Consider the following 15,637-nt stretch of genomic DNA (forward strand, 5'->3'; position numbering starts at 1 on the left):
CAACCGGGGCTATGACGCATGATGATGACCATTCAGCAAACAGCCCCTTTTTCTGGCTTGCTTCTTTTCACCATTTCCAGGTATAGTTTTCCCGCTGTCGCAAAATCGGCAGCCGGAATTGGCGTTCCGAATAACTTCAAGGCGACACGACACGCGCCATGCGTGTTTTTTTATGTCGTTGCTCAGGCACACCCATTTTCAGGGCTGTGGTGTTTATTCGTGCACCAGAGTCCTTTTCTGATAATGGTAGTCCGGGCGGGGCAGCCTTCGGGCTGGCCGGTTTCCTTGAAGGCCGGTTACGCCAACCCCGTTCGGGCTGCCACCAGTGAAATTGGCGTTTCCGGTGGTAGTTTTTCAAACTACTTCAAGGAGGCTGCCATCATGGCTACTACCCTCACCCAGTCACACCCGCAGTTTGTCTTTGTGTTTGCCGCTGTTCGTCGCGCAGACCGTAAACCCCGTATCTGTATGCTTCGCACCGTTGCCGGTGATGAACACGCCGCACGTCTTTCCCTCGTTCGCGATTACGTCCTCTCGTTTGCTGGCCGTCTTCCGGTTGCGGAGGTGCGCGCATGAGACACACCACCATTACCGCCCGTGACCTCGAATGTCTGGAGCATATGCGCAATGTCGGCCAGCTCGTCGGCGACCTGATGCAGGTACAGGACTGCGCCACCGTTCGTCGTGACCCGGCGCAGCACTTACAGCTCACCTCCGTGATTTACCTCATGACCGCCCAGCTCGATGGCGTTGTCGAACGCTGCAATCAGCAGTGGCTGGCCGGGGAGGGTAACGTATGAAAAAGCCATTACCACCCGTATTACGCGCCGCGCTGTATCGTCGCGCCGTGGCCTGTGCCTGGCTGACCCTGTGCGAACGTCAGCACCGCTACCCGCACCTCACCCTCGACACACTGGAAAGCGCCATTGCCGCCGAGCTGGAGGGCTTCTACCTGCGCCAGCACGGCGAGGAAAAAGGCCGCCAGATTGCCTGTGCCCTGCTCGAGGATTTAATGGAAGCCGGACCACTCAAAGCCGCGCCGTCGCTGTCCTTTCTTGGGCTCGCCGTAATGGATGAACTCTGCGCCCGTCATATCACCGCACCGGTACTGCACTGAGGGAGAAAATAACAATGAAAATGAATGTAACGGAAACCGTAAAACAGGCGTGCGGCCACTGGCCGAACATTCTCTCGGCACTGGGTGTGAAGGTGATTAAAAACCGCCATCAGTCCTGTCCGGTGTGCGGCGGCTCTGACCGTTTCCGCTTTGACGACAAAGAGGGGCGCGGGACGTGGTTCTGTAACCAGTGCGGCGCGGGTGACGGGCTTAAGCTGGTAGAGAAAGTGTTCGGCGTAACCGCATCAGAGGCCGCCCAAAAGGTGAATGCTGTCACCGGCAACCTGCCGCCGGTTGCCCCGGAGGTGATTGTGGCCGCAGAGGCTGAAACGGTGGCTGACCGCAAAGCGGCGGCCGCGCTGGCCGTCAGGCTCATGGAGAAAACCCTTGCGGCCACCGGCAACGCCTACCTCACCCGCAAGGGTTTCCCCGCTCTGGAATGTCTGACGCTCACCGTCATGCATAAAACCGGCGGCGTGACGTTCCGCGCCGGGGATGTGGTTGTCCCGCTGTATGACGATACCGGCGCACTGATTAACCTTCAGCTTATTAATTCTGACGGTCTCAAACGCACCCTGAAAGGCGGAGCGGTAAAAGGTACATGCCATATCATCGAGGGGCAGAAACAGGCAGGAAAACGTCTGTGGATAGCGGAGGGCTATGCGACCGCGCTCACCGTGCATCATCTGACCGGGGAAACCGTCATGGTGGCGCTGTCCTCCGTGAACCTCCTTTCTCTGGCGAGCCTTGCCCGTCAGAAATATCCGGCCTGTCAGATTGTGCTCGCTGCCGACCGTGACCTTAACGGCGACGGCCAGAGTAAAGCCGCTGCGGCCGCAGATGCCTGTGAGGGCATTGTTGCCCTGCCGCCGGTGTTCGGTGACTGGAATGATGCGTTTATGCAGTACGGCGAGGAAGCCACGCGGAAAGCGATTTATGACGCTATCCGGCCACCGGCGCAAAGTCCGTTTGATACCATGAGCGAGGCGGAATTTACCGCCATGAGCGCCAGCGACAAGGCCTTGCGGGTGCATGAGCATTACGGCGAAGCGCTGGCTGTGGATGCGAACGGCCAGCTCCTGTCCCGCTATGAAAACGGCATCTGGAAAAATATCCCTGCCGCCACTTTTTCACGGAATGTGGCTGATTTATTCCAGCGCTTACGCGCCCCGTTCTCGTCAGGGAAAATTGCCTCGGTGGTGGAGACCCTGAAACTGATTATTCCGCAGCAGGATACACCGGCGCGCCGTCTGATTGGCTTTCGCAACGGGGTACTCGATACCCAAAGTGGCGTATTCAGCCCGCACCACAAATCGCACTGGCTGCGTACGTTGTGCGACGTGGATTTCACCCCGCCGGTGGACGGAGAAACGCTGGAGACTCACGCGCCGAACTTCTGGCGCTGGCTCGACCGTGCGGCCGGTAAAAATCCACAAAAACGCGACGTGATTCTGGCTGCGTTGTTTATGGTGCTGGCGAACCGTTACGACTGGCAGCTCTTTCTCGAAGTCACCGGTCCCGGCGGGAGCGGCAAAAGTATTCTCGCCGAAATCGCGACCCTGCTCGCCGGGGAAGATAACGCCACGTCAGCCGATATCGACACACTGGAAGACCCGCGCAAGCGTGCCTCCCTGATTGGCTTCTCGCTGATACGTCTGCCTGACCAGGAAAAATGGAGCGGTGACGGTGCAGGGCTTAAGGCCATCACCGGCGGCGATGCGGTCTCGGTTGACCCGAAATACCAGAATCCGTACTCAACGCATATTCCGGCGGTGATTCTGGCCGTGAACAATAACCCGATGCGCTTCACCGACCGCAGCGGCGGCGTCTCCCGTCGCCGGGTGATTATTCATTTCCCGGAGCAGATTGCCCTGGAGGAACGCGACCCGCAGCTTAAAAACAAAATCGCCCGTGAGCTGGCCGTGATTGTACGCCAGTTAATGCAGAAGTTCAGCGACCCGATCACCGCGCGCGCACTGCTCCAGTCACAGCAGAACTCCGACGAGGCTCTCAGCATCAAGCGCGATGCCGACCCGACATTTGATTTTTGCGGCTATCTGGAAGCCCTGCCGGAGCCTGAGGGGATGTATATTGGCAATGCCAACATCATTCCGCGTCAGCCGCGCCTGTATCTGTATCATGCCTATCTGGCGTATATGGAAGCCCACGGCTACAGGAATACACTCAGCCTCACCATGTTCGGTAAGGGATTGCCAGCCATGTTGAAAGAGTACGGGCTGAGTTATGAGAAGCGCCGAAAAAATCAGGGCATACAAACCAATCTCGCGCTAAGAGAGGAAAGCAACGCCGACTGGCTGCCGAAATGTGATGAACCCATAGCGAAATAACCTACCCTGACCGGCAATCGCCGGTCTTTTTTTACCTGCAAAATGGCAAAAGTGAACAGTAAAGTGTTCACTGTTCACCAACCATTCACCGCATAACTTAATGAATATTATAAATAAAAACCATTAGTGAACAGTGTGAACAGTTTTTCTAAAAAAAAGTTTTTTTTCTTGATGTGATCTATTCAAAAACAGGTTTACTTAACCACAGGAAGCGCTGCAACAAATCACCATTGGTATACGCTTAGGTATACAAATGAAAGTTGAATTGGTTAAAGTTACTTTATAACAGATAGTTACGGGAACTATTCAGACTCCGCCAGCCAAAATTCTCCATCGGCGATCACCAGAGTCGACTGATGAAGTCCTGAAAGCCCGCACGGCGCAAGCCCTGCGGGCTTTTTTGTGTTTCATTCCTACCGTTTCCCCATCCCTTTGACAAACATCAACACCCTCCCCCTACTCCTGTGCAAAATTACTCACACCACCCAGCGCTAAGGATTAGCCGCCTCACCCCGGAAGGAACCGCAACATGCACAGACCTATCGTCGTCATTATCTTTATTCTCCTGACCCTCGCCGCCCTCGCTGAGATAGGCTATTTATCCTTTGGATAATCCTTATACGAAATATCCCCTCACCACGGCACGTTGATCTCATTACAGTTTTTTCCTAAAGCCATCCCGCTTCGCCTGTGCCATGCTGAATCACGCTCATAACCGATAACGTTAAATGAGGATATTATGAAAAAAACAATTATCGCATTATCTGCCGTTCTGCTGGCTTCCCCAGTATTTGCTGCGACCACACATGCAACTGACGATACCGTCGCTGCGGCGAACGCAAACGCCAACGAAGCGAAGCAAAAACTGCACGAAGAGCAGAACAAAGGTGAAGAGCTGAAGCTGAAACAGCAGCATGCTGCGGAAGGTAAGAGCGAAACCTTTGGCAGCAAGGTCAGCGAAGATTCCCAGAAGGCCTGGCATAAAACCAAAGAAGGCACCGAGAAAGGGTGGGATGCCACCAAAGAAGGCGCTGAGAAAGGCTGGAACAAAACCAAAGAAGGTGCCAGCGAGCTGGAAAAGAAAGTCACTGAGTAATCCCTTTTAAAGGCCGCATACGCGGCCTTTTTTATTACCCCCAGCATTAAAGCCGAAAAGATCCCAGAGGTGGTGCGGCCGGAAAGGTCTTCGTCATTTCTCAATTGTTCTTCAAATTGCTGCGCGTCGGCGCGGTACATTTCGCAGTCGATTCATTTCATGATGGCTTCATCGCTGTAGGGCGGTGTAGAGAGAGGATATTCATACAGGACTCCCCGTTAAGAAGGAATGACGTCAGTAAACGTCCGGTGCCCCTGTTTTATTCATCCTGCAGATCATTTTTTTCATCCCCTGCATCAGGCGAATGCATGAACCGTATTGAAAATAAAGCAGGTTATTATATGCCTGCTCGAACTTTATTATTCCCCGCTCGCGGTAGCAGAGTTTTGACTGAGCATAAGAATATATTTTAAATCCCCTTTAATATAATATATCTTACATCAAAAATGTTACCCTAACTTAAACACACATTTAGCAACATTAAACAATGATGCGTTTAATTGCGTCAAATAATTGCCATACCAATTATTACAGAACGCATAAACCACAAACAAAAAATGTAACCAGGAAATAAAAAGAACTTCAAAAACAACAGGATATGAAAATAAATTTATAATCCACATCAATAAATTAATGTCCCCTTCACTGTTTACTCCTTTATTTACGGAAGCTTAATTTGCACATTCAGAGTTTTCTGGCTATATCATTTTTATATCCTCAAAACCAAATCCTCTATTAATTACAGGGTTTTATAAGGCACAAAATACGCATAAAAAACATTCTGTCTCATAAGTAATTAGATTCGCTCTGATGTTGCCACTCTGAATTCTGGCGGGCATCGTTCGCTCTAAAAAAGACGGTGAGTACTGTGTAATGAACAGTCACTCCGCCGGGGGCGCCCTTTACCTTCTCCAGAGATGGCTCGTCTTGCTCGTCGTTCACGATAACTCTGCTGGAGTAATACCTAAATGAGCCAAATCTCTGTTATTTCAAAACTCACTGGCGTGGAAACGACTACGGAAGGCACGCAGGTTACGCTGAGCCATTCCTCTATCGTTGAGCTTCATGTAGAGCGTGCTGATGTCTCCCACTTCGCACGAAGTGGTAACGATCTGGTGGTGACACTGCACTCAGGGGAAGTGATCACCCTTAAGAATTTCTACGTCACGGACGCGCAGGGCGTTAGCCAGCTGGTATTGCAGGAAAGTGACGGCGCGCTATGGTGGATTGAAGATCCTGCCGGGGCCGCCACCTACGAATCTATCGCCTCTACGGATGTGCTGCTTGCAGCCTCCGGTAGTGATGCCGGTGGCGCAGCCATCTGGCCGTGGGCGCTGGGCGGCATTGTCGCGGCTGGCGGCATCGCGGCGGCGGCAAGCTCCGGTGGCGGCGGCGGTGGGGATGACGATGATGGGAATAACAACAATCCTAACCCTAACCCCAACACGCCAGTCGATCCATCCAACCCGGATACGACACCACCAAATGCGCCAACCAGCCTTCAGTTCTCGGGAGACGGTAAAAGCGTCACCGGTACCGCCGAGCCCGGCAGTACCATCACCCTGAAAGACGCGAACGGTAACGTCATCGGCACGGGGAAAACCGGCAGTGACGGCAACTTTACCGTGTCTCTCGGCACTCCACTGACCAACGGCGAACAGGTAACCGCTACCGCGACGGATGCGGCCGGGAATACCAGCCAGGGTACCACGATTACTGCGCCGGATCTCACCGCGCCCGATGCCCCGACGATCGGTAGCGTGACGGACGATGTTGATCCTCAAACGGGGTCGGTCACAAACGGCGGCAGCACCAACGATCCACGCCCGCAGCTCAGCGGCACCGCGGAGGCGGGCTCCACAGTAACCATCTATGACGGCGGAGTCGCAATTGGCACGGCGGTTGTCGCCAGCAACGGCACCTGGACATTTACCCCGTCAGTTGACCTGAGTGAAAGCACCCACCAGATTACCATGCAGGCAACTGACGCCGCCGGCAACATCGGACCGGCCTCTCCGGTATTTACCCTCACCGTGGATCTTACCCCGCCGACAACGCCGACCGCGATTGTGCTGACCGACGACACGGGCGTTATCAGAGGGACCATTACCGCAGGCACCCCTACCGATGCGTCACAGCCGATCCTGGCGGGAACGGGCGAGCCCGGTGGCACAATCACTATTTACGATAACGGCGTCGCGGTTGGAACCACAACGGTGCTGCCGAACGGCACCTGGAGCGTCACGCCAGACGGCCCACTCCCGGACGGGACGCACACGATAACCGTCGTTGAAACCGATGCTGCCGGAAACCAGAGTACGGCATCAGAACCTATCATCTTCACCGTGGATACCACGCCGCCGCTGGCCCCCGGCGACCTCGTCGTTTCGAATGATGGCGGCACTATCACCGGCACCGCCGAGCCTGGCAGCACGGTAACCATCCGTGAAGGCGACGCTATCCTTGGTACTCCAGTGGCTGACAGCGAAGGTAACTTTAGCCTGACGCTGACCCCGCCTAAGCTCAACGGTGAAATTCTGACCGCAGACGCCACCGACGCTGCGGGCAATACGGGGCCCGCAACCTCCGCAGCGGCGCCGGATATTACCCCACCACAAAACCCGGTTATCGTGTCGGTGATTGATGATGTTCAGGCGACGGTCGGTCCCGTGGGCCAGAATGGGCTGACCAACGACCGGGCACCGACCCTGAACGGCACGGGCGAACCCGGCTCGACCATCACGATCTCCAACGGCAGCGACGTTATCGGCACGGTGGAGGTCCCCTCCTCCGGTCTGTGGAGCTTTACGCCGCCCTCACCGCTGGTTGATGGCACCTACGTGCTGACGGCAACGGCGACGGATGCAGCCGGTAACCCGAGCGGCCAGTCAAACGCGTGGACAATTATCGTTGACGGTACTGCGCCAGCCGCACCGGTGATTACGCAGGTCATTGACGACGTGCCCGGACGCACCGGGTCGCTCGACATCAATGAGACCACCAACGATTCAACCCCGACGCTCAGCGGTACCGCCGCGGCCAACGCCACGGTCACCATCCGCGTGGACGGCGTTGATATTGGTACCACCGTCGCCAATGGCCTCGGCGTATGGATCTTTACCCCAGACACCCCGATCGCCGAGGGTCCACATACCCTGACCGCCGTCGCAACTGACGCGGCAGGCAACACCAGCGACGTCTCGAACAGCTGGGGCATCACCATTGACAGCGTGGCCCCGGTAGCGCCGGTCATTACCCAGGTGGTGGATGACGTGCCAGAGCGCCTCGGCGCGCTCAACTCTGGCGACAGCACCAACGACACCACGCCAACGCTCAGCGGCACCGCGGAGCCGGGCTCAACCGTCATCATCCGCCAGGACGGCGTCGATCTCACAACGATTGTGATCGACAGCAGCGGCACGTGGACCTATACCCCAACCACACCGCTTGTTAACGGCACCTATACCTTTACCGCCGTCACCACCGATGGGGCAGGTAATACCAGCCAGCCGTCAGGCGGCTTCACCCTGACCATCGATAACACGCCGCCAGCGGCAGCGACCATCGCCACCGTGACCGATGATGTCGGCGGCGTTAACGGGCCGCTCACCAGCGGCGACACCACCGACGACACCCAGCCGCTGCTGCAGGGCACCGCGCCGGCTGATGCGGTGATTACCGTCTATGACGGTACCACCCTGCTTGGCACCGCTACCCTCGACGGCAGCGGCGGCTGGAGCTTTACCCCCATTATTCCGCTCACCGACGGCCCGCATACGCTGACGGTGCATGCCACGGATGCCGCGGGCAATACCACCATCTCAACGCCGTTCGAACTGACGGTGGATACCGTCGCGCCTGCCACGCCGGATATTCCGGCAATCACCGTCAACCCTGACGGCACAGCAACGCCGCTGAACCCGGGAGAAACCACCCGCGACACCACGCCGACCCTGAGCGGTACCGGCAATCCGGGCGATACCGTGACGATCTACAACGGCGGCGTCAAACTTGATGATGTACTCGTGGACGGCACCGGCAACTGGACCTGGACGCCCACTACCCCGCTGCCTAACGGCACCTATGACATTACCCTGACCGTGACCAACATGGACGGCACGGGCAACGAAAGCGCCCCATCACAGCCGGTCACTATCACCATTGATACCGATGCACCCGTCGCACCAGCAGCACCGGTGATTACCGACAGCGTCAGCCAGATAACCGGCCCTGTCCCTGATGGCGGAACCACCAACGACCCGCGTCCGGTCCTGAGCGGTACCGGCACGGCGAATGACGTTATTAACATCACTGATACCGTTAACGGCACACCGACCATAGTGGGCACCGTGACGGTAGACAGCAGCGGCAACTGGAGCTGGCGTCCTGACAGTAATATCGGCGAGGGCAGCCACGTTTATACCGCCACCGCCACCGACGAAGCGGGCAACGTCTCTGACCCGTCGCCAGCGATTACGATTACCGTGGATACCGTAGCACCGGATGTTCCCGTATTTGACGCCGTCGGGGGCCAGCCGAATGGTGGCACAATCACCGATGCAACGCCAACCGTCGGCGGTACCGGCGTTAACGGTGAGACGGTCATCGTTTACAACAACGGCGTCGAGGTAGGACGTGTCGATGTCGTTAACGGAGAATGGAGCTTTGTCCTGCCACAACAACCGGACGGCCTGCTGAATATCACCGTTGCAGGAGTCGATGCCGCGGGTAACGTCAGCGCGCTGAGCCCGGTCGTTTCCGTGACGCTTGATACTGTTGCGCCTGAAATACCCCAGATTAATACCGTTTCAGACAGCCAGCTCACCAACAACGTGCTTTACACCCGCGACGGCACGCCGACCCTTACCGGGACCAGCGAACCCGGCACCACCGTTATCGTCTCCGTCGACGGTAACCCGTCGGGCGTGCCGGTGACGATACAGCCGGACGGCAGCTGGAGCTGGACCGCCGGTACAACGCTGCCGGATGGTCCGCATACGTTCACCGTCTCTTCCAGCGATCCGGCGGGTAACACGTCAGGAAGTTCAGCACCGCTAAGCGTGACGGTGGATACCCTGGACCCAGCCGCCCCGGGCAATCTTAGTCTTGCTCAAGAAGGTACACCGCTGACCGGAACCGCCGAGGCTGGAGCACTCATCACCGTTAAGGATAGCGGCGGTAACGTCATTGGTACCGGGGTTGCGACCGGCGGCAGCTTCTCCATCGCGGTCAGCCCGGCCCCGCTGGATGGCGCGACCCTGACCGTGACCGCAACAGATGCGTCCGGACGTACCAGCCCTGATGCGACTTACAATGTCACCGGCACGCTTCCGAATCTTCCTGACGTGCCCGTCATCACAGCTATCAACGATGACGTCGCCCCGGTCACCGGCGATGTGAAAGGCAAAACCACCAACGACACCACGCCAACGCTTACCGGTACGGCCGAAGCGGGCAGCGTAATTACTATCTATCAGGACGGTAGCACGACGCCATTGACAACGGTGACCGCCGACGGCAGCGGCAACTGGAGCTATACGCCAGACGCGCTTGGCGAGGGGCTGCACACCTTCGAGGTAACCGCAACCCTCAACGGTGCCACCAGCGGCCGCTCTCCGGCGGCCAGCGTGACCGTCGATCTTACCGCGCCGGACACGCCAACCATTGGCTCGGTCATTGACGACGTGGGTCCTGTCACCGGTCCGCTGACCAGCGGCCAGACCACTAACGACAACCAGCCGACCCTCACCGGCACCGGCGCGGTGGGTGACACCATCTCCATCTACAACAACGGCGTGCTGCTGGACAGCGTGGTGGTCGGTAATACCGGCACCTGGAGCTACACCACGCCCGCCCTGCCAGAAGGCAATAACGTTCTGACCATCCGCGAGACCGATCCGGCGGGAAATCAGAGCGGTCCTTCGGCGGACTTCACCCTCGTGGTGGATTCTGTTTCCACCACGCCGGTCATCACCAGCGTAACGGATAATGTGGGCAATGCAGCCACCCCGATAGTCAGTGGCAGCGAAACGAACGACGCCACGCCAACGCTTACAGGGACCGCGGACGCAAACAGCGTGGTGACCATTTTCGACGGCGGCACCCAGATTGCCGTAGTAACGGCTGATAGCACCGGCGCGTGGACGTTTACTCCTGATACGGCACTCGTCGAAGGCTCGCACAGCTTCACCGTCCGGGCGACCGACCCGCAGGGCAACGTCAGCGAAGTCTCAGCCCCGTGGAGCGTGGTGGTTGACCTCACGGCACCAACGGTTCCAACGCTGGATACGGTGAACGACAACGTCCCTGGCGGCGTCACGGGCAACCTCACCAGCGGGCAGACGACCAACGACAACACCCCAACGATTAGCGGCACCGGGCTGGCGGGCAGCACCATTCACATCATGAATAACGGCACGCAGATCGGTACGGCGATCGTCGACGGAAGCGGGAGCTGGTCCTTTACGCCGACCACGCCGCTGGACGACGGCGGCTACTCCCTGCGCGCGTACGCAACGGATGCCGCGGGCAACGCCTCGGCGAACTCGTCGGTCTTCGTCTTCACCGTCGATACCGCAGCCCCTGGCGTGCCGGTGGTGACCAGCGTCATTGACGATGTCGCACCGACTACCGGTACGCTCACGTCGGGCAGTATCACCAACGACGCGCGCCCAACCTTCAACGGCACGGGCGACGTGGGCTCAACAGTGCATGTGATTGTAGATGGCAACGAAATTGGCACCGCCGTGGTCAATGCCCAGGGCGGCTGGACCTTCACGCCGGGTACCGATCTTGACGAAGGGCCACACGTCATCACCTTCAACGCCACCGACGCGGCGGGCAACGCGGGCAGCGCAACAGCACCGTTTAACCTGACGGTAGATACGGGCGTGCCGTCTGCGCCGGTCATTTCGACTGCGGCAGACAACGCGGGCAGCGTTCAGGCTCCGCTCACTTCCGGGCAGAGCACCGACGACACCACGCCAACGCTGAACGGCACCGCGACGGCCAACGCCACGGTCACGATCTATGAAAACGGGCAGCCCGTCGGCACCGTGCTGGCAGACGGTACCGGCGCATGGAGCTTTACGCCGTCAGCGCCGCTGGCCGCCGGCAGCCACACCTGGACCGCCACGGTCACCGATGCAGCAGGGAACATCAGCCCCGCCTCGCCAGACTTCACGCTGATTGTCGATACCACGGCACCCACCGCGCCGGTTATCAGCCAGGCGATTGATGATGTGGGGACCATTACCGGGCCAATCACGTCCGGGCAGACGACCGACGACACCGTTCCGCGGCTGGTCGGGACCAGCGAACCGTTTGCCACCGTCAACATCTATGAAGGCACCACGCTGGTCGGGACGGGCACCGCTGACGGCAGCGGCAGCTGGAACATCCTGCTCAACACCACGCTGACGTCGGGCGCGCACAACTTCACCGCGCAGGCCACCGATGCCGCAGGCAACACCAGCGTATCGTCCGCAAGCTTCAGTCTGACGATTGACACCGCGCCGCCTGCGCTGCCGGTGCTCACCAGCATTCTGGATGACGTGGGCAATGCGGCGACGCCAGTCGCGAACGGAGGAATAACCAACGACGCGCAGCCAACCCTCAGCGGTACGGCGGAAGCGGGTTCTACGGTGAAAATCTTCGATAACGGCGTGCAGATTGGCAGCGTGACCGCCACCGGCGGGGCGTGGAGCTATACGCCATCTCCGGCACTGAGCAACGGTCCGCACACGTTGACGTTTACCGCCACCGATGCCGCAGGCAACGCCAGCGCGCCAACCGCCGGATATACGATTAACGTTGATACCCTTGCCCCGGCCGCGCCGGTCATCAGCTCGGTGGTTGATGATGTCGGCAGCGTCATCGGCCCGATTACCGGCACCAACCCGACCAACGACACGCGTCCGGCGCTGAGCGGGACCGCCGAAGCGAATGCAACGGTACGGATCTACGATGGCATCACGCTGGTGGGCACCGTCACCGCCGACGCCAGCGGCAACTGGACGCTGCCAGAAACCACCACGCTGACGCAAGGCACCCATAACTTCACCGCCACGGCCACCGATGCCGCAGGCAACACCAGCCCGGCATCGGCCGTGACGACGATTATCGTCGATCTGACCGCGCCAACGGCCCCAACCGGAACCTTTAACGCCGACGGTAGCGTATTAACCGGCAATGCCGAAGCAGGCAGCACCGTCACCATCCGTCTCGCGGACGGCTCGACGGTGACCACCACTGCGGGCAGCAACGGCACGTACAGCTACACCTTCATTAACAAACAAACCGAAGGCCAGACGCTGCAAATCACCGCCACCGACGCGGCGGGCAATACCTCGCAGCCCGGCTCGGCCCTCGCACCGGTGGTGCCGCTCTCCGCCAGCAATAACGTTGAAGAGCTGGATCTCAGCACCACGGCCACCGTCACCAACAGCCAGTACAGCGACTACGGCTTCCTGCTGGTCGGCGCCGTGGGTAACGTCCTGACGCTGCTGGGGAATGACACCGCTCAGGTCAACTTCACGGTGGGCAGCGGCGGCAGTGCCGATATCGTGGTGAACGCCAACGCCACGGGCGCGGTGCTCTCTCTGCTCAACACCCTTGAGCTGGTGGTTCAGCATTACGTCAACGGCGCCTGGACCACCGTGGTGGATACCGGCCAGCCGCAGTTTGCTGACCTGCTGACCCTCGGCGCAACCGGCGTATCGCTGAACCTGACCGGGCTGGCGGACGGCGACTATCGCGTGCTCAGCTATAACACCAACCTGCTGGCGACCGGCTCCTACACCAGCCTCGATGTGGCGGTGAAAGAGACCGGACCGGGCACCGTCACGGGTGACACCAGCCTGGACGGTAACGTGATCACCGACGTCGACCCAACCGCGGGCAGCGATAACGCCCCGGCAGGCGCGACGGTCACGGCCGTCACCAACGCGCAGGGCACCACCACCAACATCACGGCTGACGGCACGGTGATTCAGGGCCAGTACGGCACGCTGACCATTAACCGCGACGGCAGCTACACCTACAACCTGACCGACACCAGCGCGGCAGTCATTGGCCGGACGGAGAGCTTCACCTACACCATCACCCATAACGGTGCCAGCGCGTCGGCGAACCTGGTGCTGTCGCTGGGTGCCGGTACGGTCAACGGTATTGTGGCGGTAGACGACACGGCCTCGCTGACCTTTGACACCACCGTGAGTGAAATTAATAACGGTACCTCGTCTCAGGGCGGCTTCACCCTGGTGGGCATTAATCTCGGCAACACGCTGGGGCTTAACCTGCTGGACGATATGACCAACCCGATTATCTACAACGTTGAGGAAGGTACCACCCGCACCATGACCATCCAGGCCTCCGTGGGCGGCGTGGCGCTGGCGTCGGTGTTTGATCTGTACGTCTATAAGTTCAACAACGCGACCCAGACCTTCGAGCAGGTACGCGTCGAGTCGGGCTGGCTCCGCGCCCCGTTGCTGGGCGGCACATCACCGCAGCTGACGCTGCAGCTGCCTGCCGGGGAGTACCTGTTCCTGCTGAATACCGCGTCCGGGATCACCGCCCTGACCGCCTACACGCTGAGCGTCCTGCAGGATCATGTCTACAGCGTGGCGAGCATCAGCGAGACGACCACGGGCGACGTGCTGGCGAATGACCCGGTTCCTGCGGGTACGGTAGTCAGCGAGGTCAACGGCGTGACGGTCAACAGCAGTGGCACAACCGATATTCAGGGGGAATACGGCACGCTGACCATTAATTCATCCGGCCAGTATACCTATATCCTGAGGAGCGGCGTCGGCGTGGACCATATCAGCACGCCGGATACCTTCGTCTACACCATTACCGCGCCAGACGGCACGAAAGACACCGCATCGCTTAACATCACCCCAACCGCGCAGGCGATGAATGCGGTGAACGATGTCAGCGCCGTGATGGATGTGACGTCAGTGCATCACACATCGGTCTACTCCGATACCACCGTCGGCAGTGCCAGCTGGACAACGGCGCTGTTCTCATCAACTCAGGGCTCCGGCAGCGGGACCTTCGTGGTGGATCCGAACACCGCGCTGCATAACGCCTCGCTGCACTTCAACGTGGCCTCGCTGCTGGCGCTGGGCGGGCTGACGGTGAACTGGTCAATCAGCGACAGCACGGGCGTGATTCGTACCGGCTCCTTTAGCGGTGGCTCGCTGCTGGGCGGCAATATTGACGTCCCGCTGACCGGGCTGGATTTGAACGCCGGGACCTATACGCTGAGCTACACCGGCAGCGTACCGGGGCTGAGCGTCGGGAACATCACCATCACCCCAAGCGTCAACGGCACCACCTACTCGCTGAGTGATTTCGACGCCACGGGCACCCACACCGTCAACGGCAATATCTTTGACGGTACCGACTCTGGCGGCGTGCTGGATCAGCTGCACTCGGTGGATACGCGCGTCAGCATTACCGACTTCAACGGCGTCACCACCACGCTGGATCCATACACCGGCAGCGCCACCGTCAACATAACGGGCCATTACGGCACCCTGGCAATTGCCGCGGACGGGCATTACACCTATACCCTCAACAGCGGGGTATCGCTCTCAACCATGACGTCGAAGGAGACCTTCAACTACACCCTGACCGATGCCAGCGGCAACACCGATACCGCGTCGCTAACCATCAACATGGCGCCGAAATTTATCAGTTCGGAGCATAACGATGTGATTAGCGGTACGGCCTACGGCGATACGCTGATCTATCAGGTGCTGAACAGCACGGTGGGCAACGCCACGGCGGGTAACGTCAGCAGTACCGCTGGCGATCACTGGAACGGCTTCTCGCTGGCGCAAGGAGACAAGATCGACATTGGCGACCTGCTGGTGGGCTGGGACGGGAATACCGCTTCGTTGGGGAATTATATCCATGTCACACAAAGCGGTAGCAACACTGTGATCTCCATCGACCGTGACGGTACAGGGAGCACCTACACTAATACTGCACTCGTTACGCTTGATAACGTGCAGACCACCTACGACGAGCTTGTAAACCAGCAACACATCATTACCTGATAGCACCTGT

The 15,637-nt window shown here is 58.9% G+C and carries 6 protein-coding genes; all 6 read left to right on the top strand.

Annotated elements, in window-relative coordinates; genetic code table 11:
* Window positions 1-18 precede the first annotated feature (18 nt).
* The 6 genes from D5066_RS12740 (at window position 19) to D5066_RS12765 (ending at window position 15,627) form a co-directional block, all read left to right on the top strand.
* Window positions 19-576: a host cell division inhibitor Icd-like protein gene (locus D5066_RS12740; RefSeq protein WP_119916156.1), complete on the top strand. Its 558-nt coding sequence runs from the start codon at window positions 19-21 to the stop codon at window positions 574-576.
* Window positions 573-800: a hypothetical protein gene (locus D5066_RS12745; RefSeq protein ID WP_080195888.1), complete on the top strand. Its 228-nt coding sequence runs from the start codon at window positions 573-575 to the stop codon at window positions 798-800. Before D5066_RS12740 ends, D5066_RS12745 begins: the two co-directional genes overlap by 4 nt.
* The gene (locus D5066_RS12750; protein ID WP_000743149.1) at window positions 797-1,117 is read left to right on the top strand and encodes a DUF5375 domain-containing protein; all 321 of its coding nucleotides are present in this window, start codon (window positions 797-799) and stop codon (window positions 1,115-1,117) included. The genes D5066_RS12745 and D5066_RS12750 overlap by 4 nt, the downstream gene beginning before the upstream one ends.
* A gap of 14 nt (window positions 1,118-1,131) precedes the next feature.
* The gene (locus tag D5066_RS12755) at window positions 1,132-3,465 is read left to right on the top strand and encodes a primase-helicase zinc-binding domain-containing protein (RefSeq protein WP_119916157.1); all 2,334 of its coding nucleotides are present in this window, start codon (window positions 1,132-1,134) and stop codon (window positions 3,463-3,465) included.
* Window positions 3,466-4,204: 739 nt separating this feature from the next.
* Complete coding sequence (locus tag D5066_RS12760) at window positions 4,205-4,561, top strand: KPN_00521 family repetitive protein (protein ID WP_119916158.1); 357 nt, start codon at window positions 4,205-4,207, stop codon at window positions 4,559-4,561.
* Window positions 4,562-5,529: 968 nt separating this feature from the next.
* Complete coding sequence (locus D5066_RS12765; protein WP_119916159.1) at window positions 5,530-15,627, top strand: BapA/Bap/LapF family large adhesin; 10,098 nt, start codon at window positions 5,530-5,532, stop codon at window positions 15,625-15,627.
* Window positions 15,628-15,637: the final 10 nt, after the last annotated feature.

It is taken from the genome of Enterobacter chuandaensis, from assembly GCF_003594915.1.
Taxonomy (GTDB): Bacteria; Pseudomonadota; Gammaproteobacteria; order Enterobacterales; family Enterobacteriaceae; genus Enterobacter; species Enterobacter chuandaensis.